The sequence below is a fragment of the Streptomyces sp. NPDC059832 genome, from assembly GCF_042731715.1.
Taxonomy (GTDB): Bacteria; Actinomycetota; Actinomycetes; order Streptomycetales; family Streptomycetaceae; genus Streptomyces.
In genome coordinates this window covers 129,892-150,919 of the sequence record NZ_JBHWIY010000017.1, presented here as the reverse complement: position 1 = coordinate 150,919, position 21,028 = coordinate 129,892, and the positions used below count along the sequence as shown (strand labels likewise).

Sequence of the window (21,028 nt, the reverse complement as noted above, 5' to 3'; positions counted from 1 at the left end):
CAGCCAACATATCGCCCGCCCGAAAGGCCGCCACCCGCTAATCCTCTTTCGCCGCCGCGGCCGAATCGCGCGCGATCCGCCCCAGCACGGTCCCGGGGCTGCCGTTCGGCGCGACCGCCTTGCCGATGTTCTCCTTGATCGACTCGCTGGACCGGGCCCAGGACCTCTTGCCGTACGGGTAGAACTGCGAGTCCGGCAGCGCGGCCAGGAACTTCCACAGCGGCTTGTACCTGGCGTCGGACTCCATGGCCGCGGAGGCGCTGTCGGTGACCGGGAGGAGGTCGTACTTGTCGGCGAAGCCGATGACGTTTTTGTCGGTGAACAGGTAGTCGAAGAACTTGCCCAGCTGCACACGGTGGCCGTGCTGCTTGAAGCCCATGATCCAGTCGGCCACGCCCAGCGAGTTCTTGCGGGGGCCGCCGCTGCCGGGCATCGGCACCATCCCGACGGAGACGCCCTTCCGCTCGGCCTCCTGCATCAGCGTCGGGTGACCGTTCAGCATGCCGACCCGGCCGTCGGTGAACGCGTCGAACGCCTTCTGGCGGTCGAGCTTCCCCGGGGCGACGGGGCCGACGAGGCCCTTGTCGACCAGGTTCGCCTTCAGCCAGTCGAACGTCCTGACGTTCTCGGCCGAGTCGATCTCGTACGAGCCGCTGTCGTCGATGTAGCCGCCGCCCCCGCCGAGCAGCCACATCATGGTCTCGGCCTGGGGCTCCTCCGGACCGAGCGGCAGCGCGAACGGGTAGGTCACGCCGCGCTGCCTGAGCACCGCCGCGTCGTCGCGGATGTCGTCCCAGGTCCGCGGGGCGTCGAGGCCCGCCTGCGCGAAGTACTTCTTGTTGTAGAAGAGCAGCCGGGTGCTGGCCACGAACGGCAGTCCGTACTGGGTGCGGTCCACGCTGCCCGCGTCGGCGAGGGACGGCAGGAAGTTGGCCTGGGTGCGGATGGACAGCATCTGGTCGGCCCGGTAGAGCTCGCCGGCCTTGGCGTAGTCGGCGTACGAGCCGATCTGGGCGATGTCGGGGGCCTGCCCCTTCTTCACCATCGTGGCGACCTCGCGGTCGATGTCCTTCCACGAATGGACGCTGACGTCGACCTTGATGCCGGGGTGGGTCGCCTCGAAGCCCTTGACGAGTCCGTCCCAGTACTTCTCGGAGCTGTTGGCGGGACCGGTGCCGTAGTCGGCCGCGACGAGCTTGAGGGTGACCTCCCCCGAACCGCCGCTGCCGCCGCAGCCCGCCAGCGTCGCCGTCATGCCCAGCGCGGTCACGGCCGCAGTCAGTACCCGGTAGCGCAGCTGCACAGCCCAGACCGTCCTCATCCATCGCGTCATCCGTGCCGACCACGCCGTCGTGGGGCCTTCGAACGGGGTGCGATCCTCCCCCAGGCCGTCGCCGATGGTCTACACCAAAGCGGTATCACTTTCGCAACGCAACCGGGCCGGTGCCCGGCGCCGCGCCTGAGAGCATTGTCCCCGAACTGCGCCTACTGCTAAGTAGGTTCAGGTGCGGGTGCCTTCGGGGTCCGCCTGCCCCGCACCACCGTTGTGCCGTACCGCCCGCACCGTCACGTGCCACGTCGCAAGGAGCCGTTCAGCATGTCGCGTACCGCATCGGAAATTGCCACCCAGCCCGGCTGCTGGCGGCGCGCCGCAGAGGCGGGGGCGGCGTTCGACGGGCTGCCGCGGCCGGGTGAGCGGGTCGCCGTCACCGGGTGCGGCACCTCCTGGTTCATGGCCATCGCGTACGCGGCGCTGCGCGAGGCGGCCGGGCAGGGCGAGACGGACGCGTACCCCTCCTCGGAGTTCCCGGCCGGGCGCCCGTACGACCGGGTGGTGGCGATCACCCGCTCCGGCACCACGACCGAGGTGCTGGAACTCCTCGGCGAGCTGCGCGGCAAGGTCGCCACCGTCGCGCTGACCGCCGACCCGGGGACGCCGGTGACGGACTCCGCCGACGCGGTGGCCGTACTTGACTGGGCGGACGAGGAGTCGGTCGTCCAGACCCGGTTCGCGACCACCGCGCTGGCCTTTCTGCGGGCCGGCCTGGAGGCGTCGGGTCCGCTTCCGGAAGGGGTGAAGACGGTCGCCGCCGCCGCGGTGGACGCGGAGCTCGCCGTGACGGAGCCGCTGGACGAGGCGGTGGTCTCGGCCGAGCAGTGGACGTTCCTGGGGCGCGGCTGGACGTACGGGCTGGCGCAGGAGGCCGGGCTGAAGATGCGCGAGGCGGCGGGCGCCTGGACGGAGTCGTACCCGGCGATGGAGTACCGCCACGGCCCGATCTCGGTCACCGGGCCGCACCGGGTGGCGTGGGTGTTCGGCCGGCTGCCGGAAGGACTCGCCGGCGATGTGGCGCGGGTGGGCGGAACGCTGGTCGCGCATGCCACCGCGGACCCGATGGCGGATCTGATCCGGGCGCAGCGGCTGGCGGTCGAACTGGCGGAGTCGAAGGGGTACGACCCGGACCACCCGCGCAACCTCTCGCGCAGCGTGATCCTTTCGCCCTGAGGTGTCCCTGAGCGGCCCGGTTCCCGTTGCCGCTCCCGTCCCGTGAATCCGCGGGCGCGATTTTGTATGGATCCGCAACAAACCGGGATAGTGGACTAGACCTTTTTGCCTCCTCGGGCGAAACTGTTTCCCGTGAAACACGTCATCGCCCTCGATGTGGGCGGCACCGGAATGAAGGCCGCACTGGTCGGGGCCGACGGCACCCTGCTGTACGAGGCGCGGCGGGCGACCAACAGAGAGCGCGGCGCCGAAGCCGTCGTGGAGTCGATCCTCGGCTTCGCCGCCGATCTGCGGGCGTACGGCGAGGAGCACCTCGGCGAGAGCGCCGTCGCGGCCGGCGTCGCCGTGCCCGGCATCGTCGACGCCGAGAACGGGATCGCGGTCTACGCCTCGAACCTGGGCTGGCGCGACGTACCCCTGCGGCAACTGCTCGGCGAGCGGCTCGGCGGTGTCCCCGTCGCGCTCGGCCACGACGTACGCGCCGGGGGGCTCGCCGAGGGCCGGATCGGCGCGGGCAAGGGTGCCGACCGCTTCCTCTTCATCCCGCTGGGCACCGGCATCGCCGGGGCCATCGGCATCGCGGGCACGATCGAGGCGGGCGCGCACGGGTACGCGGGCGAGATCGGGCACATCGTGGTCCGGCCGGACGGGCCCGACTGCGGCTGCGGACAGCGCGGCTGTCTGGAGACCCTGGCGTCCGCCGGCGCCGTCAGCCGCGCCTGGGCCGCCGCGTCCGGCGACCCGGAGGCGGACGCGGCGGACTGCGCGAAGGCCGTCGAGTCGGGCGACCCCGCGGCCGTACAGGTCTGGCAGAACGCCGTGGACGCGCTCGCCGCCGGACTGGTCACCGCGCTGACGCTGCTCGACCCGCGCTCCCTCATCATCGGTGGCGGTCTCGCCGAGGCCGGGGAAACCTTGTTCAGACCACTCCGTGCGGCCGTCGAGGAACGCGTCACGTTCCAGAAGCTGCCCCACATTGTCCCGGCGGCCCTCGGGGACACCGCCGGATGCCTGGGCGCAGGGCTGCTCGCCTGGGATCTTCTCTCCACGGAGGTATCCGCCTGATGGCCGGACGCGCAGACAGCACAGTTCTCGCAGGTGCCCGGGTGGTGCTTCCCACCGGGATCGTCGAGAACGGCCGGGTGATCGTCGAGGGCACCCGGATCGCCGGTTCCACGGCGGAGGGCGCACCGACCGTCGACCTGAGCGGCCACTGGGTGGTCCCCGGCTTCGTCGACATGCACAACCACGGCGGCGGCGGCGCGTCCTTCACCTCCGGCACCGTGGACGAGGTCCTCACCGGCATCCGCACCCACCGCGAGCACGGCACCACCACACTGGTCGCCTCCACGGTCACCGGCGAGATGGACTTCCTCGCCCACCGGGCCGGTGTCCTGTCCGAGCTGGTGGAGCAGGGCGACCTGGCCGGCATCCACTTCGAGGGGCCGTTCATCTCGCCGTGCCGCAAGGGCGCGCACAGCGAGGACCTGCTGCGCCACCCGGACCCGGCCGAGGTCCGCAAGCTGATGGACGCGGCGCGCGGCACCGCGAAGATGTTCACGCTCGCCACCGAACTGCCGGGCGGCATCGACTCGGTGCGGCTGCTCGCCGAGCACGGCGTCATCGCCGCGATCGGGCACACCGACGCCACGTACGAGCAGACCGTCGAGGCGATCGACGCGGGCGCCACCGTCGCCACGCACCTCTTCAACGCGATGCCGCCGTTCGCCCACCGCGAGCCCGGACCGATCGCGGCGCTGCTGGAGGACGAGCGGATCACCGTCGAGCTGATCAACGACGGCACGCATCTGCACCCCGCGACCCTGGAGCTGGCCTACCACCACGCGGGCGCCCACCGCGTCGCGCTGATCACCGACGCCATGGACGCGGCCGGCTTCGGCGACGGCCTGTACCAGCTCGGCCCGCTCGCGGTCGAGGTCAGGGACGGCGTCGCGCGACTGGTCGAGGGCAACTCGATCGCGGGCTCCACGCTCACCCTGGACACCGCGTTCCACCGGGCCGTGACCATCGACCGGATCCCGGTCGGCGATGTCGTGCGGTCCATCTCCGCCAATCCGGCCCGGCTGCTCGGCGTGTACGACCGGGTCGGCTCGCTGGAGCCGGGCAAGGACGCGGACCTGGTGGTCCTGGACGAGGACTTCGCGCTCAAGGGCGTCATGCGCAAGGGCGAATGGATCAAAGCGCCCCGGATCGGCTGATCTGCCCCGTTATTGACAGGGAGTCGAATACGTAACGAAGAGACGGCGGTTGGTCCCGAGGTCTGGGCCGACCGCCACCTCTTTGGCATGATCGCCTGGAAAACAGCCAGAGAAAGCGCATTCCGTCCACGGTTTCGCGCTTCGGAGCAGGGATCGAGGGAGCGGCCGCGGTGATCCTCACGGTCACACTGAATACGGCACTCGACCTGACGTACGGCGTCCCGGAACTCGTCCCGCACGCCAGCCACCGCGTCAGCGACATGTCCGAGCGACCCGGCGGCAAGGGACTCAACGTGGCCCGGGTGCTCTCCGCCCTCGGCCACGAAACAGTGGTCACCGGCTTCGCCGGAGGCTCCACCGGAGCAGTGCTCCGCGAGCTGCTGGCCGGCCTGCCGCCGCGGGAGACCGGTACGGACTCCCCGGCACCGATCGCCGCCGCGCCGATCACCGACGCTCTCGTCAGCGTCGCGGGGAACACCCGCCGCACCATCGCCGTCGTCGACCGGGCCACCGGCGACACCACCCAGCTCAACGAACCCGGCCCGCTCGTCAGCGCCGACGAATGGGCCGCCCTCCTCGGCCGGTACGAGGAGCTCCTCACCGGGGCCGACGCCGTCGCGCTCTGCGGCAGCCTGCCGCCCGGCATCCACGTCGGCGCCTACGCCGAACTGGTCCGGTCGGCCCGCGCCGCCGGTGTCCCCGTACTCCTGGACACCAGCGGCGAACCGCTCCGCCGCGGCATCGCCGCCCGCCCCGACCTGATCAAGCCGAACGCCGACGAGCTCGCCCAGCTCACCGGCTCCCGCGAACCGATGCGCGCCACCCGCGACGCCCGCCGCCGCGGCGCGCACGGAGTCATCGCCTCGCTGGGACCGGACGGCATGCTGGCGGTCACCCCCGACGGCAGCTGGCAGGCGACGCCGCCCGCCAAGGTCCTGGGCAATCCGACCGGCGCGGGCGACTCCGCGGTGGCCGGGCTGCTGTCCGGCCTCGTCGAGGGGCTGAGCTGGCCGGACCGGCTGCGGCGGGCGGTGGCACTGTCGACGGCGACCGTGCTCTCCCCGACGGCCGGTGATTTCGACCGCGCGGCGTACGAGGAGCTGCTGCCGCGCGTCGGCATCGAGGAACACGCACCGGCGGCCTGAGAGGCCGCGCCCGTCCCGACCCGCCCGATCGCGGTTCGAAATGAAGTAGCAAGAGGTCAGCATGCCGCTCGTCAGCACCGGTGAACTCGTCTCCGCCGCCCAGGCCGAGGGACGCGGGATCGCCGCCTTCAATGTCATCACGCTGGAGCACGCGGAGGCCATCGCGGCCGGCGCGGAGCGCGCCGGAGCACCCGCCATCCTCCAGATCTCCGAGAACGCCGTGAAGTTCCACGGCGGACGGCTCTGCGCCATCGCCGCCGCGGCCGCCGCCGTCGCCCGCGCCTCGGACGCCCCGCTCGCCCTCCACCTCGACCACGTCGAGTCCGTGGAGCTGCTGCACCAGGCGCACACCGAGGGCTTCGGCTCCGTCATGTTCGACGCGTCCAAGCTGTCGTACGAGGAGAACGTGCGGGCCACGGCCGAGGCGGTGGCCTGGGGCCACGAGCGCGGCATCTGGATCGAGGCCGAGCTCGGCAAGGTCGGCGGCAAGGAGGGCGAGGCCCCGCTCGACGCCCACGCCCCGGGCGTCCGCACCGACCCTGCCGAGGCCGCCGCGTATGTCCGCGACACCGGGGTGGACGCGCTGGCCGTCGCGGTCGGCTCCTCGCACGCCATGACCGAGCGCACCGCCGCCCTGGACCACGAGCTGATCGGCCGCCTGCGCGAGGCCGTCCCGGTCCCGCTGGTGCTGCACGGCTCCAGCGGCGTCCCGGACGAGGAGATCCGCCAGGCGGTCGCCTCCTCCGGCATGGTCAAGATCAACGTGGGCACGGCCCTCAACACCGCGTTCACCGGCGCGGTACGGGCGTACCTGGCCGAGAACACCACGGGCGTGGACCCGAGGAAGTACATCGCCCCCGGGCGCGAGGCGATGGCGGGGACGGTGGCGGGGTTCCTCGCGCTGATGGGCTGACCCGCTCCGCGCCCGGAGAACGATCCGGCCCCCTCGCCCGGAGGCGAGGGGGCCGGAGTGCGTCCAGGGATGGTCAGCGCTTCACGTGACCGGCCTTCAGCGACAGCTGATCCAGGTTGGCGTCGCACTGGTCACCCTCGTTGCACGAGATCGTGATCGTGTTCGGGCCCTTGTTGAGCTGCATCCAGGAGAACGTGGTCGTCCAGCCCTTCTCCAGATCGCCCTCAGGGGCCTCGGCGAAGTTCTTCATCCTGATCTCGCGGGGCGCCTCGGCATTGACCGTCAGGGACGTCTTGGCATCCTTGCCCGGCACTCCGTACGTCACGAACAGCGTGTACGGACCGGCCTTCGGCACCTCGACCGACCAGGTCGCCGACCGGCCGACCTCGTTGAGGTTGATGTACTGGCCGTTGGAGCTCTTGGCACCCTTGGTCGCGTTGTCCAGTTGGGCCGTGCCGCCGAGCTTCAGCGTCGCCGCGTCCTGCTTGGGGAGCTCGACCGGGGCCTCGGAGCTGGCGGACTGCTCGGGCTTCGGGGACTCCTCGACCTGGCCGCCGGGACCGGCGGAGGAGGTGGCCTCCTCCTTCTTCTTGTCCTTGTTGCCGTTGCCCGTGATCAGCGCGGCACCGATGCCGATGAGCACGACCAGGACCACCGCGAGAGCACCGATCAGCAGGCCCTTGGTGTTCGGACCGCCCTTGCCGGGGCCGCCGGGACGGCCGCGGCCGCCCTGCTGCTGGACCTGCGTGGTGGGTGCGCCGCCGGGGTACGTCTCCGGGGCGGCGTACTGCGCGTTCGGCTGGCCGTACGCCTGCTGCTGGCCGTACGCCTGCTGCTGGCCGTACGCCTGCTGCTGCGGCACCTGCTGGCCGTACTGACGCTCGCCGACGGTGCGTACCTGGTTGTACGAGGTCCGGGGCACGCCGGGCTGCGGAGCCGCCGGGGGGTAGCCGTAGCCGCCCTGCCGCGGCGGCTGGGCGCCCGCTGCCTGTCCGTCCTCGTACAGGTAGCCGAACGGATCGTCGTCCTCGGGCGTGTTTGCGCCGTTGTTCCCGGCCGTCATCCCTGGGTCACTCCTCACCATGTCGCCAGCCGTCGCCGAATAGTGCCAGCCGTGGCCGACCGGCCGAGCCTACCCCGAACGGCCCTCACCAAGAATTGCCGTCGCCGGTACCGGAACGGCGGCGGAGCCCGGGAAAGGCGCCGCCATGAACGTCAGCCTGCCCTGCGGTGAACCTTCGAGCGCGACCGCTTCTCCACGTACATCCGCTGGTCGGCGGAGCGCAGCACCTCTTCCGCGGTCATGCCGCAGGCGGCCCAGCCGATGCCGAAGCTCGCCCCCACCCGCACCGCCCTGCCGTCGACCCGAATCGGCGGAATGATGGCGTTACGCAGGCGTACGGCCAGGTCCGCGGCGTCCGCGTCGCCGAGTCCGTCGGCGAGGACGACGAATTCGTCACCCCCGAGCCGGGCCACGGTGTCGCCGTCGCGGACGCAGGTGGTGAGCCGGCGGGCGACCTCGATCAGCACGGCGTCACCGGTGTGGTGGCCGAAGCGGTCGTTGATCGACTTGAAGCCGTCGAGGTCGCAGAAGAGGACCGCGAGCCCCTTCGCCCCGTCGTCGTGCTCGGTGTCGGGTGCGACGGCGTGCACATGGTGGTCGTACGGGCCGCCGGGTGCCTGGTCCACCTCGTAGCCGTGCGTCCGCGCGTCCTGATCGTCGACGTCGCCGTAGGCCGCGTCCAGCGCCTCCACCGGGGTGGTGGCCGCCGCGTTCGGGCGCTCGCAGAGCCGGGCGCCCAGCCGGGAGCGCAGCTCGGCGCTGTTGGGCAGGCCGGTGAGCGCGTCGTGCGAGGCCCGGTGCGCGAGATGCAGCTCGTGGCGCTTGCGCTCCTCTATGTCCTCGACGTGGGTGAGCAGGAAGCGGGGGCCGTCCGCGGTGTCGGCGACGACGGAGTTGCGCAGCGAGACCCAGAGATAGGTGCCGTCCCGCCGCCCCAGGCGCAGCTCGGCGCGCCCGCCCTCGGCGGAGGTGCGCAGCAGGGTGCCGATGTCCTCGGGGTGGACGAGGTCGGCGAAGGAGTAGCGGCGCAGCACGGACGCGGGACGGCCGAGCAGCCGGCACAGGGCGTCGTTGGTGCGCAGCAGCCGGCCGTGCTGGTCGCCGCCCATCTCGGCGATGGCCATGCCGCTGGGCGCGTACTCGAAGGCCTGGCGGAAGGACTCCTCGCTGGCCCGCAGCGCCTGCTGTTCCCGTTCGAGGCGGACCAGCGCCCGCTGCATGTTTGCCCGGAGCCGGGCGTTGCTGATCGCGATGGCCGCCTGCGACGCGTACATCTGGAGGGCCTCGCGGCCCCAGGCGCCGGGGCGGCGGCCGTTGCGCGGGCGGTCCACGGAGATGACGCCCAGCAGATCGGGGCCGCCGCCGGAGGCGTACATCGGGGCGTAGAGGCGGTCCTGCGGGTGCCACTCGTCCTCGAAACGGGGATCCGGCCCGTCGGTGTGCCACTGCGGTACGTCGTCGTCGAGGAGGACCCAGCCGTCGGTGTGCGGTATGAAACGGAGCTCGTCCCAGGCCTGCCCCATCGTCAGCCGGCGCTCCCAGGAGGCACGCGAGCCGACCCGGCCGGTGATCAGGGCTTCCGCCGCGCTGTTGCCCGCGAAGGCGGCGACCACGAGATCGCCGTCGGGGCGGACCAGGTTCACGCAGGCCAGCTCGTAGCCGAGACCGGTGACGATTCCGTCGGCCACGGTCTGCAGTGTGTCGGCCAGGCTCCGCGCCGTGTTGAGATCGGCCACGGCCTGGTGCAGCTGCCGCATCGTCGCAAGACGGACGTACGGCTCCGACTCGGCCTCCATTGCTCGCACTCCCCGAGACCTCGACAGCACTCCAGGTTTCATATCGACGTACTTACTGCAGTGTCACGGCAACTGAATCACAGTGAGCTGTGCAGCCGGTACACAGGGTCAACAAATATTGCACTCTGTGACTCAAGTCACAACAGATGGTAAAGGGTTGTGAGTGGCGTACGGATCCGCCCCGTCCTTTTCTTGAACGCAAATCCGAACGCCGGTCCGTGACGCCGATCCGCCACGCGGACCCCTGCGTCGCGGCGCCGCGTCCGCGATGGACCACGGGTCCTAGGACCCGGCTGGTCCCTTGGCCCGATGCGGAGGCACGCGCTCCGCGGCTAGCGTGCCCGATGTGCTGCAGACGACGACCCCCGCCCCGCGTTCCCGGCCCGTCCCCCATGCTGAGGGGGTGAGCAACGATGAGTTCCGAGGCGCCCTCGCCCGGCTCGCCGCCGGTGTCGTACTGATCACCGCCCAGGAGCCGCCGCTGGACGAGCACGGACGCGGCGAGGATGTCGGTATGACGGCAACCGCCTTCATGTCGGTGTCCCTGGACCCGCCACTGGTGATGGTCAGTCTGCGCAACGACTCCCGGATGGACGACCTGCTGTCGGAGCAGCCGCTGTGGGCGGTGTCCGTGCTCGCCGAGAGCCAGCGGCACGTCGCCGGACGGTTCGCGATGAAGGGCCGGATCAGCGACCGGCTGCTGTTCGAGGACATCCCCTATACCCGGGGCGAGGTCACCGCCGCGCCGTTGATCGGCGGCGCGCTGGCCACGCTGGAGTGCCGTACCGAGCAGCGGGTCCTGGCGGGCGACCACACGCTGGTGATCGGGCGGGTGCTGAGCGCGTCCCTGCCCAGCGGGGACGGTTCGCCGCTGACGTACTTCCGGGGGCGCTACCGCCGACTGGGGTGAGGACGGCCGGGGACCGGCCGCCGGGCCCCGGGCGGGAGAACCGGTCCGTCACCAGTCGCGGCCGGAGCGGCCGCGCTTGGTGTCGCCGCGCTGCTTCTTCTCGCGCAGCCGGCGTTCGTTGATGCCCCGCGGGATCCGCGTCTTGCGGCGCGGTCTCGGGGGCGGCGCCGTCGCCTCGGCGAGCAGGGAGGCGAGCCGGACGAGGGCCGTCTCGCGGTTGCGCCACTGGGAGCGGTGCTCCGAGGCGCGTACCGCGATCACCCCGCCGACGAGCCTGCTCTCCAGCCGCTGGAGCGCCCGCTCCTTCCACACCTCGGGAAGCGACTCGGTCGCCGCGAGGTCGAAGCGGAGCTCCACCTGGGAGTCGCTGGTGTTGACGTGCTGCCCCCCGGGTCCCGAGGACCGCGAGAAACGCCACATGAGCTCGGCCTCCGGCAGGGAGACCGAACCGCGGATGACATAGGGCCCGGACATGACACCCATGTTCCCCGGAGCGGAGGGTGTTCGTCACCTTCTTTTGCCGTACCGGCCGGCCGTCCGACCGGGGGACTTCGGTAAAGAAAGTAAAGGGATCAGGAACCTCCTGGTCCCTTGTCCGCGTTATGGCCTGTGACGGTAGCTTCGTGATGGCATGAAGCCCGCAATCGACGATGAAAGGGACTTCCCATGGCTGTAAGCCTGTCCAAGGGCGGCAACGTCTCCCTCACCAAGGAGGCCCCGGGCCTGACCGCCGTCACGGTCGGCCTCGGCTGGGACGTCCGCACCACCACCGGCACCGACTTCGACCTCGACGCCTCGGCCATCGCGGTCAACCCGGCCGGGAAGGTCGTCTCCGACGGTCACTTCGTCTTCTTCAACAACAAGTCGACGCCCGACCAGACCATCGTCCACACCGGTGACAACGTCACGGGCCAGGGCGAGGGCGACGACGAGCAGATCAACGTCAACCTGGCGGGCCTGCCGGCCGACGTCGACAAGATCGTCTTCCCGGTCTCGATCTACGACGCCGAGACCCGCAGCCAGAACTTCGGCCAGGTGCGCAACGCGTTCATCCGCATCATCAACCAGGCCGGCGGCGTCGAGATCGCCCGCTACGACCTGAGCGAGGACGCCGCCACCGAGACCGCCATGGTCTTCGGCGAGCTGTACCGCAACGGTGCGGAGTGGAAGTTCCGCGCGGTCGGCCAGGGTTACGCCTCCGGTCTGCGCGGCATCGCCCAGGACTTCGGCGTCAACCTCTGACGCACGGGCACGACCACGGAAGCCCCCGGCCGTTGCTTGCGGCCGGGGGCTTTTGCGTGTGCGCGGCCGGGCGGGTGCACGGCCGGAGCACACGCACCGCCGGAGCAGAGGCAGGGCAGGGGCAGGGGCAGGGGCAGGGGCAGAACACCCCGTATGCGGTGTCACCGGACATCTACGCCCAACTCCCGCCGATTAACGAACACTTGTGTATTCCATTCGGACAAGAAGTAGTCAAATAAATGTGAGGTATTTGTTAGTGCTCCGTCAATGTCGGTCATTCGATGGCACGCTCTCGGCTCGTAACCCCCCACGGAACGAGCAACGGAGAGCGCATGACCCCCCACATGAACACCCGTCGCGCCGCAGCCCTGGCCGCCGTGGCCGCGATGGTCGTCGTCGGCATGCAGACCGGTGCGGCAACCGCCGCGCCCGACAACGGCAATGACGGTCCCTCCGCCACTCACAGCGCCGTGCCCTTCAGCGCGAACAAGGCCTCGCAGCGCAACGCCGCCATCAAGTCCGCACAGAGCGAGGTCACTTCGACCGCCGACTCGCTCGGGCTCGGCGGCAAGGAGAAGCTGATCGTCCGCGATGTGATCAAGGACGCGGACGGCACCGTCCACACCCGCTACGAGCGCACCTACGACGGGCTGCCCGTGCTCGGCGGCGACCTCGTCACCCACACCGCCCCCGGCGGAAAGCTCAAGGGCGTCACCAAGGCGACCAAGGCCCGGATATCCGTGCCCTCCACGACGCCGAAGATCAAGACCGCGGCCGCCGCCCGCAAGGTGATCTGGGCGGGCTCCGGCAAGCCCGTCCTCGCCCTGGAGACGGTGAAGACCGGGGTGCAGAAGGACGGCACGCCGAGCCGGGTGCACACCATCACCGACGCGATCACCGGCAAGAAGCTCCAGAGCTACGAGGCGGTCGAGACCGGCGTCGGCAACAGCCAGTACAGCGGCGAGGTCCAGCTGTCGACCACCGCGGCCGGCTCCGGCTTCGAGCTGACCGACGGCGACCGCGGCGGCCACAAGACGTACGACCTCAACCAGGGCGAGAGCGGCACCGGTGCCCTCGTCACGGACGACGACGACACCTGGGGCGACGGCACCGGCAACGACCGCCAGACCGCCGCGGTCGACGCCGCCTACGGCGCCGCGCAGACCTGGGACTTCTACAAGTCGGCGTTCGGCCGCGACGGCATCGCCGGTGACGGCAAGGCCGCGTACTCGCGGGTCCACTACGGCGACGCGTACGTCAACGCGTTCTGGGACGACAGCTGCTTCTGCATGACGTACGGCGACGGCGCCGACAACAAGAGCGCGCTGACCGCCCTCGACGTCGCGGGCCACGAGATGAGCCACGGCCTGACCGCGTCCACCGCCAACCTCGACTACTTCGGCGAGTCCGGCGGCCTGAACGAGGCGACCAGCGACATCCTCGGCACCTCGGTCGAGTTCGCCGCCGACAACAGCACGGATGTCGGCGACTACCTCATCGGCGAGAAGATCGACATCAACGGCGACGGCTCCCCGCTGCGCTACATGGACAAGCCGAGCAAGGACGGCGGCTCGGCCGACTACTGGGACAGCAGCGTCGGCGACCTCGACGTGCACTACTCCTCCGGCGTCGCCAACCACTTCTTCTACCTGCTGTCCGAGGGCAGCGGCGCGAAGACCATCAACGGGGTCGACTACGACTCCCCGACCAGCGACGGCTCGACCGTCACCGGCATCGGCCGGGACAAGGCCGTCCAGATCTGGTACAAGGCCCTCTCCGAGTACATGACGTCGACCACCGACTACGCGGGCGCCCGTGAGGCGACCGAGAAGGCGGCGACCGACCTGTACGGCGCGGACAGCGCCGAGCTCACCGCGGTCCAGGCCGCCTGGGGCGGCGTCAACGTGAAGTAGTCCGAACAGCAGCACTCCGACGGGAGCCGGTCAGTCCTTCGAGGCGGGCCGGCTCCTGCCGTACAGCCAGGTGTTCCACAGCTCCGTCAGGTCCTGCCCGGTCGTCTTCTCCACATAGGCGGTGAAGTCGGCGGTCGACGCGTTGCCGTGCCGATGGGCCTTCGTCCAGCCCCTGACGAGCGCGAAGAAGCGCTTGTCGTCGTCCACGGCCTGCCGGATCCTGTGGATGACCATCGCCCCGCGCCCGTACACCGGCGCCTGCGAGATGTCCGCGGCCGTCGGCGGATCGGCCGGCGGGAAAGCCCAGTTGTCGTCGTCCTCGAAGGCGGCGTCGAACCGGCCCTGGACCGGTCTGCCGTTCTTGTCGGCCTCCCACAGCCACTCCGCGTACGTCGCGAAGCCCTCGCTCAGCCACATGTCCCGCCAGCTGTCGGGCGTGACGGAGTCCCCGAACCACTGGTGGGCCATCTCGTGGACGAGGAGCCCGGCGTCGGGCGGCCCGGGGAAGAAGGGCCGGTTCTGGGTCTCCAGGGCGTAGCCGGCGTCCCCGGTGCGGCCGACTATCGCGCCCGTGGCGGAGAAGGGGTACGGGCCGAACCGCTCCGCCTCCCACTTCACGACCTCGGGGACCCGGGCGAGAATCCGCGCGCTGTCCGCCGCCACCGTCGTGTCCGCGGCGGTGAACACCTTGATGCCGTCCGCCATCGTCGACTCCTTCGTGTCGAAGCGGCCGATGGCGACGGTCGCCAGATAGGTCGCCATCGGTTCGGCCGTGTGCCAGCGGTACGTGGTGGTGCCGCCCGAGGTCCGCCGGGAGGTCAGCTCCCCGTTGGACACCGCCGTCAGCCCCGCGGGGACGGTGACGGCGATGTCGTACGACGCCTTGTCGCTCGGGTGGTTGTTGCCGGGGAACCAGGCCATCGAGCCGGTCGGTTCGCCGAGCGCGACCGAACCGTCCGCGGTCCTCAGCCAGCCCTCCCGCGACCCGTCGGGGTCGGTGAGGGTCCGCGGGGAGCCCGAGTAGCGGACGACCGTGCGGAAGGTGCTGCCCCTGCGCAGCCGGCTCGCCGCGTCGGGACGCAGCGTCAGCTCCTGCCCGGCGCGGTTGACGGCGGCGGGACGGCCGTCGACGGTCGCGGAGTCCACGGTGAGACCGACGAGGTCGAGGTCGAAGGCGCTGAGGTCCCGGGTGGCGCGCGCGGTGATCGTGGCGGTGCCGCGCAACCGGTGGGCGGCCGGGTCGACATCGAGCGCGAGGTCGTAGTGCGTGACGTCGTAGCCGCCGTTGCCGAGCTTCGGGAAGTACGGATCGCGCAGGCCGGAGCCGCCGGGCCTGCCCTCGACCCCGCCGGTGCAGCCGGTGGACGTCGTCAGCACCAGCAGGACGAGAGCGGCGGCGCGGGCCGTGCGGCGTACAGGTGTTCGCTGATCCACACCGGCGATCCTAGGCACGGAATGCCCGGTTGGCGGGATATCGGCTCAGAGGACCGCGATCCCCAGCGGGCGGGCGCCCGCGATCACCTCGAACGGTCGCTTCCTGCCCGTGAGATCGACGACGGTGATGCCGTACCCGTCGCGGGTGAAGCCCTCGGTGACGTACGCCGTACGGCCGTCGTCGGACGGGGACTGCGACGGGGCCGGGGCCGCCGGTGCGCTGTCCGGCGTACGGGGCGCGGCCGGGGCGGCGGGCGTACCGCTCGCACAGCCCGCGAGGACCGTCGCCGCGGCCGGCGCCAGCACCGCGCGGCGCGCGTTCACCGGGCGTCCCGCAGCCGCGCGGCGATCTCCGCGAAGCCGCGGCGCTCCGCGTGCTCCAGCGCGGTCGTCCCGTCGGCGTCCGGCAGGTCCACGCTCGCACCGGCCGCCAGCAGGAGCTCGATGACCTCCTGGTGCGCCCGGCCGCCGTCGCCGAGGATCACGGCCTCCAGCAGGGCCGTCCAGCCGAGCCGGTTGACGTGGTCGACGTCGATGTCGGTGACCCGGAGCAGCTCCCGTACGTAGGCGGCGTGGCCGCGCTCGCTCGCCGGGATGAGCGCGATGCCGCCGAAGCGGTTGCGGAGCTTCGGATCGGGGCCGGCCGGCAGCAGGACGTGCAGCATCGGGACGCTGCCGGTGACTCCGGTCGCCAGCCAGGGGCTCTCCTCGCGCCGGTCCTGTGCGTCGGGGTCCGCGCCCGCCGCGACGAGCAGCCGGGCGGCCTCGACGTGGTCGCCGTGGACGGCGAGGAGCAGCGGGGTGCGCAGCTCCTCGTCGCGGCAGTCCACCCGGGCACCGCCCTCGATCGCGGTCCGCACCCGGTCGGTGTCGCCGGTGAGTGCGGCGTCGAGCAGTTGTCGATCGAGGGCGTTCATGTCGTACTCCTGTCGCTCGGCCTGCCGGGCCTGCTCTGCTTGCTCGACGCCTACTTGGCGAGGGAGGCGACGCCGGCCTGGGCGAACTTCTCGTCGAGGTCGCCGCTCGGGGCGCCGGCCACCCCGATGCCCGCCACCGGTGCGCCCTTGGCCTGCACCGGGGCACCGCCCGCGAGGAACAGGGTGCCGGGGATGTCCTTCAGGGTGGGGGCCTGGGCCAGGCGCTTGGTCAGCTCGGAGGTGGGGGCGTTCCAGGAGACGGCGGTGTAGGCCTTCTTCACGGCCGACTCGTAGGCCTGCGGGCCGGCGCCGTCGCCGCGCAGCGTCACGACGGTGTTGCCGTGCGGTCGACGACGGCGACGGAGACGCGCTGGTTCTCCTTCTTCGCGGCGTCCAGGGTCGCCTGGGCGGCCTTGGTGGCGGCGGCCACGGTCAGGTGGGTGGTCTGCTGGAGGTTGCGGTTCGCGGCGTCGGCCTGGACGGCGGCGGGCGCGGCGGCCGGGGTGGAGGCGCTGGCGGAGGCGACTCCGAACGTGCCCGCGACGGCGGCGACGACGGCGGCACCGGTCAGGACACGGGCGCGCAGCGACAGCTTCTTCATGGTGGGCTCCTCAGCAGCGGTGGGTGAGCGTGTTCGGCTCCGTCATCGATCCTCCGGCCGGACCCGGCCCCGTACGGTCGACGGACCGGCTCGACGCCGCGCGCGGGACGGTCGACGGCCCCATCAGCCGATCGGTTGATGCGACGGTGGTCATCCGGGGTGACCATGGACGTATCCGTGCAGGTCAGCGGTGCCGCTGACGGTGAGGAGCGAGAGGTACGAGGTGAAGCACCGAACCCCATCCGCCGCACCGCACCGGACCGGCGACCCGGACGCCCGGTGGCTCACGCTCCTGATGCACGCCGCGTTCTTCCTGCTGCTCGGCGCCTCGCTCACCCGCTTCCTGCTGCGCCACCCCGGCGAGGCCCGCACCCCGTGGATCATCGCGCTCTCCGTCGCCCTCGCCGTGCTGTACGTGCTCGGGCCGGTGCTCGGTTCGCGTCCGACACCGCGCTCCCTGGTGTGGCTGGGGGTGCTGGTCGCCGTGTGGATGGTGCTGGTCGTCCTCGCGCCGAGCTTCGCGTGGTGCGCGGTGCCGCTCTTCTTCACCGGGCTGCGCATCCTCCCGCCGCGCGCCGCGCTCGCGCTCGTCGCCCTGCTCACCCTGTTCGTCGTCGCCGCGCAACTGCGGCTGGCCGAGGGCTTCGACCCGAATCTGGTACTCGCCCCGCCCGCCGTGGCGGCGGTCGCGACGGCGGTCTTCGTCCATATGCAGCGCCAGGCCGGGCGTCAGCGCGAACTGTCCGAGCGGCAGGGCGAACTCATCGACGACCTGCTGCGCACCCGCCGCGAACTGGCCGCCACCGAGCGCCGCGAGGGCACCCTCGCCGAACGCCAGCGGCTGTCCATGGAGATCCACGACACCCTGGCGCAGGGCCTCTCCAGCCAGCAGATGCTGCTCCAGGCCGCCGACCGCACCTGGGACGCCGACCCGCTGACCGCCCGCCGCCATGTCCGTACGGCCACCGGCATCGCGGAACGCAATCTCGCCGAGGCCCGCCGCTTCGTCCACGACCTGGCGCCCGCCGATCTCGCGGAGGGCGGTGGCCTGGAGGCGGCCCTGCACGCGCTGGCCGCCCGCGAGACGGCACAGGGGCAGGGGCGGCTCACCGTCCGCTGCCATGTGGAGGGGGAAGGGCACACCGCGCTGCCGGACCGGGTGCAGTCCGCGCTCCTGCGCATCGCGCAGGGCGCCCTGGCCAATGTGAAGGAGCACGCGCACGCGACGGAGGCGGCGCTGACGCTGACGTACCTCGACGACCGGGTCGTCCTGGACATCGCCGACAACGGACAGGGCTTCGCACCCGCCGAAGCCACCCGGGCCACCGGCAGCGTGCGCGGTCACGGGCTGCCCGCGATCCGGGCCCGGCTGCACCAGCTCGGCGGCACGCTGACGATCGAGTCGGCGCCGGGCGAGGGTACGGTGCTGTCCGCCGCCGTCCCGCTCACCCCGCCGACCACCCCGGAGGACCTCGCATGACCGCGACGCCGCCCGTACGCATCCTGCTCTGCGACGACCACGTCGTCGTACGCGCCGGTCTGCTCGCCCTCCTCGGCAGCGAACCGGACATCGAGGTCGTCGGCGAGGCCGGCAGCGGCGAGGAGGCCGTCGCCCTGGCCGCCAAGCTCACCCCGGACGTCGTCCTGATGGACCTCCAGCTCGGCCAGGGCATCGACGGCGTCGAGGCCACCCGCCGCATCGCCGCCACCGGCGTCCATGTGCTGGTCCTCACCACGTACGACACGGACGCCGACATCACCCGCGCCATCGAGGCGGGCGCCACCGGCTATCTGCTGAAGGCCGAGCGCCCCGAGGAGCTCTTCGCCGCGATCCGCTCGGCCGCCCAGGGCCGCACCACGCTCTCCCCGCCGGTGGCCAGCCGCGTCATGGCCCGGATGCGCAAGCCCCTGCCCACCCTCACCGACCGCGAGCTCGACATCCTGGCCCAGCTCTCCCAGGGCCTGGGCAACCGCGACATCGCCCGCGCCCTGTTCATCAGCGAGGCCACGGTCAAGACCCACCTCGGCCGGATCTACGACAAGCTCGGCGTCGACACCCGCGCGGGCGCCGTCGCCGTCGCCAAGGAGCAGCGGCTGCTGCCGTAGGGCCTCTCGGTGCCGACGCCCCCTCGGGCATGACACCATCGAAGCGTGCTCGACATCGGCTACTCCCTCTCCCGACGCTTCCCCGATCCCCCGCAGACCGACTACCGCCGCGCGGACGTCCACGCCCTGCGGCACGATCTGTTCTCCGGGGACGTCTACCTCGCGGACACCAAGGAGGACCGCGAGGTGTCCACAGCCTGGGGATGGGTGCCGGTGCTCGACTTCGCATGGGCGCTGTGCGACATCGTCGAGCAGATCGACCAGGACCCGCGCGGCAACCGTTCGCACCGGCAGCAGTTCGCCGAGCTGGACTTCACCGAATCGTCCGACCGGATGCTCTTCGAGCGCCGCTTCGGCTGGGTCGACGTCGAGGCGGACTGGATGCCCGGCGAGGAGCCCCCGCTCACCTTCAGCCACTCGCTGCTGCGCCGCGAGGCCCGCGACTTCCTGCACGATCTGATCGCCGACCTCGCCGACATGCACGAGGGCCTCGCCGACAACCCCGTGATCTGGGACCTCCAGGCCCGCTTCCCCCGTATCTGAACCCGGCCCCGGTCCTCGCGAAAGGGTCCTACGCCTCCACGCGCACCCCGATCTGCGCCGCGAACGCGGGCGCCAGCTCCATCAGCTGCGCCGGGCTGATCACCGCGCCCGCCAGCCGCTCCACCCCACGCGCGATGTCCAGTTCCGCGACCGAGCGCAGGTCCACCGACTCCATCCGGACGGAGCTGAAGTCGGCCCGCTTCAGCACACAGTCGCGGAACTCCACCCGCACCAGCTGCGCGTCGCCGAAATCCGGCTCGGACAGCACACAGCCCTCGAACACCACGTCCTTGAGCCGGGCCTTCCGGAGATTCAGGTAGTCGATCTTCCCGCCGCGCACCAGCACCCGCTCCAGCACCGCGCCGTGCAGCTGCACCCCGCCCAGCCGGGCGTCCACCACCTCCACGTCACGCAGCGACGCCCCCGCGAGATCGGTGCCCACGCCCCGTACGCCCGTCAGCACCGAGTCGATGAAGCGGGCCCTGATCAGCTCCGTGCGGTCCAGCGCGCAGCCGTCCAGCGCGCAGTCCATGAACCGGGCTCCCGGACCCGACTCGTCCGCGAGATCCGTCCCCTCGAACCGCACTCCGTCGTAGTCCCCGTCCGGCTCCAGGCCCTCGCCGTCGTACGGGACGAGCGGGGGGAGCCGCACCTCCGGCCGCCGAGCCGCCGCGATGGTGTCCGTCTTCCTGCTGTTGCTGCGTGCCATGCCCTCCATCGTGACCCATGCCACTGACAACGCTCCTCGCGCCGCTGCGCACGGGACCGGGACGGCGGGCCCGCCTCCGCCTACCGCTGACCGCCGAGCTCCGCCAACGCCTCGTCCGTCAGCCGGTACACCGTCCACTCGTCCTGCGGCCGCGCGCCCAGCGACTCGTAGAACGCGATGGACGGGGCGTTCCAGTTCAGCACCGACCACTCCAGACGCTCGTAGCCGCGCTCCGCACAGATCCGCGCCAGCTCCGTCAGCAACGCCTTCCCGTGGCCGCCGCCGCGCCGCTCCGGGCGTACGTACAGGTCCTCCAGGTAGATGCCGTGCACCCCGCGCCAGGTGGAGAAGTTCAGGAACCACAGCGCGAAGCCCACGACCTCGCCGTCGTCGTCCGACTCGGCGATGTGCGCGTACGCGGCGGGCCGCTCGCCGAACAGTGCCTCGTGCAGCTGCTCCTCGGTGGCGTTCGCCTCGTGCAGAACCTTCTCGTAGTCGGCCAGCTCACGGACCATGGCGTGGATGACGGGGACATCGGCGGGGACAGCGGTACGAATCATGGGGGCAGCGTAAACAGGGGCATGTCCCCCGCCCGCCCCACCCCCTCACCCGGCGGCACCGCCCGTTCCGCGCCGGTCAGCTCCGGCCCAGCAACTGCCGTGCGATCTCCGCCTGGTTCGGGTCCAGCCGCCGTCGGCCGTCCGACACGTCCCACAACGCGTTCTGCAGCAGCCGCCCCAGCGTCCAGGCCGGCGCCCGCTCCCGGTCCAGGCCCAGCACCCGGGTCAGCAGATCGAACCGCCACCGGACCGCCGCCGGACCGAACCGGTTGACCAGGGCCGGCAGCAGCTCGAAGCCCGGATCGCCGACCAGTGGCTTCGGGTCGATGGCCACCCACCGGCCCGCCCCGGCAGCGCCGCCAGGAATGCCCGCCCGGCATCGCCGTTGTACTTGGACCGGGTGGCGATCAGCCCGTCCGGAATGTCGATCACGCCGACGGTCCCAGGGCCG

20 protein-coding genes and 2 pseudogenes are annotated in these 21,028 nt (G+C 71.6%); 11 read left to right on the top strand and 11 right to left on the bottom strand.

Annotated elements, in window-relative coordinates:
* Positions 1 to 37 precede the first annotated feature (37 nt).
* Positions 38 to 1,321, bottom strand: a complete 1,284-nt coding sequence (locus ACFV8T_RS27745; protein ID WP_385332502.1) for an ABC transporter substrate-binding protein — start codon at positions 1,319 to 1,321, stop codon at positions 38 to 40.
* A 276-nt stretch (positions 1,322 to 1,597) separates the two neighbouring features.
* On the opposite strand from ACFV8T_RS27745, the gene ACFV8T_RS27740 reads away from it, so the two are divergent.
* From ACFV8T_RS27740 to ACFV8T_RS27720, 5 genes are all read left to right on the top strand, one after another.
* The gene (locus tag ACFV8T_RS27740) at positions 1,598 to 2,506 is read left to right on the top strand and encodes an SIS domain-containing protein (RefSeq protein ID WP_385332499.1); all 909 of its coding nucleotides are present in this window, start codon (positions 1,598 to 1,600) and stop codon (positions 2,504 to 2,506) included.
* A gap of 132 nt (positions 2,507 to 2,638) precedes the next feature.
* On the top strand, positions 2,639 to 3,571 hold the full coding sequence (locus tag ACFV8T_RS27735) for an ROK family protein (RefSeq protein ID WP_385332496.1): 933 nt from the start codon (positions 2,639 to 2,641) through the stop codon (positions 3,569 to 3,571).
* On the top strand, positions 3,571 to 4,725 hold the full coding sequence (gene nagA / locus ACFV8T_RS27730) for an N-acetylglucosamine-6-phosphate deacetylase (protein ID WP_385332493.1): 1,155 nt from the start codon (positions 3,571 to 3,573) through the stop codon (positions 4,723 to 4,725). The genes ACFV8T_RS27735 and nagA overlap by 1 nt, the downstream gene beginning before the upstream one ends.
* A 170-nt stretch (positions 4,726 to 4,895) precedes the next feature.
* Positions 4,896 to 5,870: a 1-phosphofructokinase family hexose kinase gene (locus tag ACFV8T_RS27725; protein WP_385332490.1), complete on the top strand. Its 975-nt coding sequence runs from the start codon at positions 4,896 to 4,898 to the stop codon at positions 5,868 to 5,870.
* Positions 5,871 to 5,931: 61 nt separating this feature from the next.
* On the top strand, positions 5,932 to 6,783 hold the full coding sequence (locus ACFV8T_RS27720; protein ID WP_385332487.1) for a ketose-bisphosphate aldolase: 852 nt from the start codon (positions 5,932 to 5,934) through the stop codon (positions 6,781 to 6,783).
* A gap of 73 nt (positions 6,784 to 6,856) precedes the next feature.
* Here the strand turns inward: ACFV8T_RS27720 and ACFV8T_RS27715 are convergent, their stop codons facing one another.
* Positions 6,857 to 7,846, bottom strand: a complete 990-nt coding sequence (locus ACFV8T_RS27715) for a carbohydrate-binding protein (protein WP_385332484.1) — start codon at positions 7,844 to 7,846, stop codon at positions 6,857 to 6,859.
* A 152-nt stretch (positions 7,847 to 7,998) separates the two neighbouring features.
* Positions 7,999 to 9,642 carry a diguanylate cyclase CdgB gene (gene cdgB, locus ACFV8T_RS27710; RefSeq protein ID WP_385332482.1) on the bottom strand — a complete coding sequence of 548 codons (1,644 nt, stop codon included), beginning with the start codon at positions 9,640 to 9,642 and terminating at the stop codon, positions 7,999 to 8,001.
* Between the two features lie 403 nt (positions 9,643 to 10,045).
* Between cdgB and ACFV8T_RS27705 the strand changes: the two genes are divergently transcribed.
* A complete protein-coding gene (locus ACFV8T_RS27705; RefSeq protein WP_385332480.1) occupies positions 10,046 to 10,552 on the top strand; it encodes a flavin reductase family protein in 507 nt (168 codons plus the stop codon).
* 48 nt (positions 10,553 to 10,600) lie between these two features.
* On the opposite strand, the gene arfB is transcribed toward ACFV8T_RS27705, so the two are convergent.
* Positions 10,601 to 11,035, bottom strand: coding sequence for an alternative ribosome rescue aminoacyl-tRNA hydrolase ArfB (gene arfB, locus ACFV8T_RS27700; RefSeq protein ID WP_266416089.1), 435 nt, complete (start codon positions 11,033 to 11,035; stop codon positions 10,601 to 10,603).
* Between the two features lie 183 nt (positions 11,036 to 11,218).
* Between arfB and ACFV8T_RS27695 the strand changes: the two genes are divergently transcribed.
* Together ACFV8T_RS27695 and ACFV8T_RS27690 are read left to right on the top strand one after the other, a co-directional pair.
* On the top strand, positions 11,219 to 11,794 hold the full coding sequence (locus ACFV8T_RS27695; protein WP_266416091.1) for a TerD family protein: 576 nt from the start codon (positions 11,219 to 11,221) through the stop codon (positions 11,792 to 11,794).
* Between the two features lie 332 nt (positions 11,795 to 12,126).
* Complete coding sequence (locus tag ACFV8T_RS27690; RefSeq protein WP_385332477.1) at positions 12,127 to 13,707, top strand: M4 family metallopeptidase; 1,581 nt, start codon at positions 12,127 to 12,129, stop codon at positions 13,705 to 13,707.
* Positions 13,708 to 13,737: 30 nt separating this feature from the next.
* Here the strand turns inward: ACFV8T_RS27690 and ACFV8T_RS27685 are convergent, their stop codons facing one another.
* The 4 genes and pseudogenes from ACFV8T_RS27685 to ACFV8T_RS27670 form a co-directional block, all read right to left on the bottom strand.
* Positions 13,738 to 15,141, bottom strand: coding sequence for a M1 family metallopeptidase (locus tag ACFV8T_RS27685; RefSeq protein WP_385332475.1), 1,404 nt, complete (start codon positions 15,139 to 15,141; stop codon positions 13,738 to 13,740).
* Between the two features lie 45 nt (positions 15,142 to 15,186).
* Positions 15,187 to 15,465 (bottom strand): hypothetical protein, encoded by a 279-nt coding sequence (locus ACFV8T_RS27680; RefSeq protein ID WP_385332472.1) that lies wholly within the window; start codon positions 15,463 to 15,465, stop codon positions 15,187 to 15,189.
* Positions 15,462 to 16,058, bottom strand: a complete 597-nt coding sequence (locus ACFV8T_RS27675; protein WP_385332469.1) for an ankyrin repeat domain-containing protein — start codon at positions 16,056 to 16,058, stop codon at positions 15,462 to 15,464. Before ACFV8T_RS27675 ends, ACFV8T_RS27680 begins: the two co-directional genes overlap by 4 nt.
* 50 nt (positions 16,059 to 16,108) lie before the next feature.
* Positions 16,109 to 16,659 (bottom strand): annotated as a pseudogene (locus ACFV8T_RS27670) (heme-binding protein).
* Positions 16,660 to 16,882: 223 nt separating this feature from the next.
* Here ACFV8T_RS27670 and ACFV8T_RS27665 point away from each other — a divergent pair.
* From ACFV8T_RS27665 to ACFV8T_RS27655, 3 genes are read left to right on the top strand one after another with little or no spacing between them, the layout of a single operon-like run.
* Complete coding sequence (locus tag ACFV8T_RS27665) at positions 16,883 to 18,139, top strand: sensor histidine kinase (protein ID WP_385332466.1); 1,257 nt, start codon at positions 16,883 to 16,885, stop codon at positions 18,137 to 18,139.
* Complete coding sequence (locus tag ACFV8T_RS27660; RefSeq protein ID WP_385332463.1) at positions 18,136 to 18,765, top strand: response regulator; 630 nt, start codon at positions 18,136 to 18,138, stop codon at positions 18,763 to 18,765. Before ACFV8T_RS27665 ends, ACFV8T_RS27660 begins: the two co-directional genes overlap by 4 nt.
* Positions 18,766 to 18,810: 45 nt before the next feature.
* A complete protein-coding gene (locus ACFV8T_RS27655; protein ID WP_124717226.1) occupies positions 18,811 to 19,308 on the top strand; it encodes a hypothetical protein in 498 nt (165 codons plus the stop codon).
* 28 nt (positions 19,309 to 19,336) lie between these two features.
* Here ACFV8T_RS27655 and ACFV8T_RS27650 read toward each other — a convergent pair whose 3' ends face one another.
* The 3 genes and pseudogenes from ACFV8T_RS27650 to ACFV8T_RS27640 form a co-directional block, all read right to left on the bottom strand.
* Complete coding sequence (locus tag ACFV8T_RS27650; protein WP_323180102.1) at positions 19,337 to 20,017, bottom strand: pentapeptide repeat-containing protein; 681 nt, start codon at positions 20,015 to 20,017, stop codon at positions 19,337 to 19,339.
* A gap of 80 nt (positions 20,018 to 20,097) precedes the next feature.
* Positions 20,098 to 20,577 (bottom strand): GNAT family N-acetyltransferase, encoded by a 480-nt coding sequence (locus ACFV8T_RS27645; protein ID WP_385332459.1) that lies wholly within the window; start codon positions 20,575 to 20,577, stop codon positions 20,098 to 20,100.
* Between the two features lie 76 nt (positions 20,578 to 20,653).
* Positions 20,654 to 20,932: pseudogene (locus ACFV8T_RS27640) on the bottom strand (hydroxyurea phosphotransferase); the annotation flags it as partial.
* Positions 20,933 to 21,028 lie beyond the last annotated feature (96 nt).

Excerpts from the sequence above, each read along its gene's own strand:
- ACFV8T_RS27745 (WP_385332502.1), bottom strand. The coding sequence starts at position 1,321 with ATGAGGACGGTCTGGGCTGTGCAGCTGCGCTACCGGGTACTGACTGCG.
- ACFV8T_RS27740 (WP_385332499.1), top strand. The coding sequence starts at position 1,598 with ATGTCGCGTACCGCATCGGAAATTGCCACCCAGCCCGGCTGCTGGCGG.
- nagA (WP_385332493.1), top strand. The coding sequence starts at position 3,571 with ATGGCCGGACGCGCAGACAGCACAGTTCTCGCAGGTGCCCGGGTGGTG.
- ACFV8T_RS27720 (WP_385332487.1), top strand. The coding sequence starts at position 5,932 with ATGCCGCTCGTCAGCACCGGTGAACTCGTCTCCGCCGCCCAGGCCGAG.
- ACFV8T_RS27715 (WP_385332484.1), bottom strand. The coding sequence starts at position 7,846 with ATGACGGCCGGGAACAACGGCGCAAACACGCCCGAGGACGACGATCCG.
- cdgB (WP_385332482.1), bottom strand. The coding sequence starts at position 9,642 with ATGGAGGCCGAGTCGGAGCCGTACGTCCGTCTTGCGACGATGCGGCAG.
- arfB (WP_266416089.1), bottom strand. The coding sequence starts at position 11,035 with ATGGGTGTCATGTCCGGGCCCTATGTCATCCGCGGTTCGGTCTCCCTG.
- ACFV8T_RS27695 (WP_266416091.1), top strand. The coding sequence starts at position 11,219 with ATGGCTGTAAGCCTGTCCAAGGGCGGCAACGTCTCCCTCACCAAGGAG.
- ACFV8T_RS27690 (WP_385332477.1), top strand. The coding sequence starts at position 12,127 with ATGACCCCCCACATGAACACCCGTCGCGCCGCAGCCCTGGCCGCCGTG.
- ACFV8T_RS27675 (WP_385332469.1), bottom strand. The coding sequence starts at position 16,058 with ATGAACGCCCTCGATCGACAACTGCTCGACGCCGCACTCACCGGCGAC.
- ACFV8T_RS27660 (WP_385332463.1), top strand. The coding sequence starts at position 18,136 with ATGACCGCGACGCCGCCCGTACGCATCCTGCTCTGCGACGACCACGTC.
- ACFV8T_RS27650 (WP_323180102.1), bottom strand. The coding sequence starts at position 20,017 with ATGGCACGCAGCAACAGCAGGAAGACGGACACCATCGCGGCGGCTCGG.
- ACFV8T_RS27645 (WP_385332459.1), bottom strand. The coding sequence starts at position 20,577 with ATGATTCGTACCGCTGTCCCCGCCGATGTCCCCGTCATCCACGCCATG.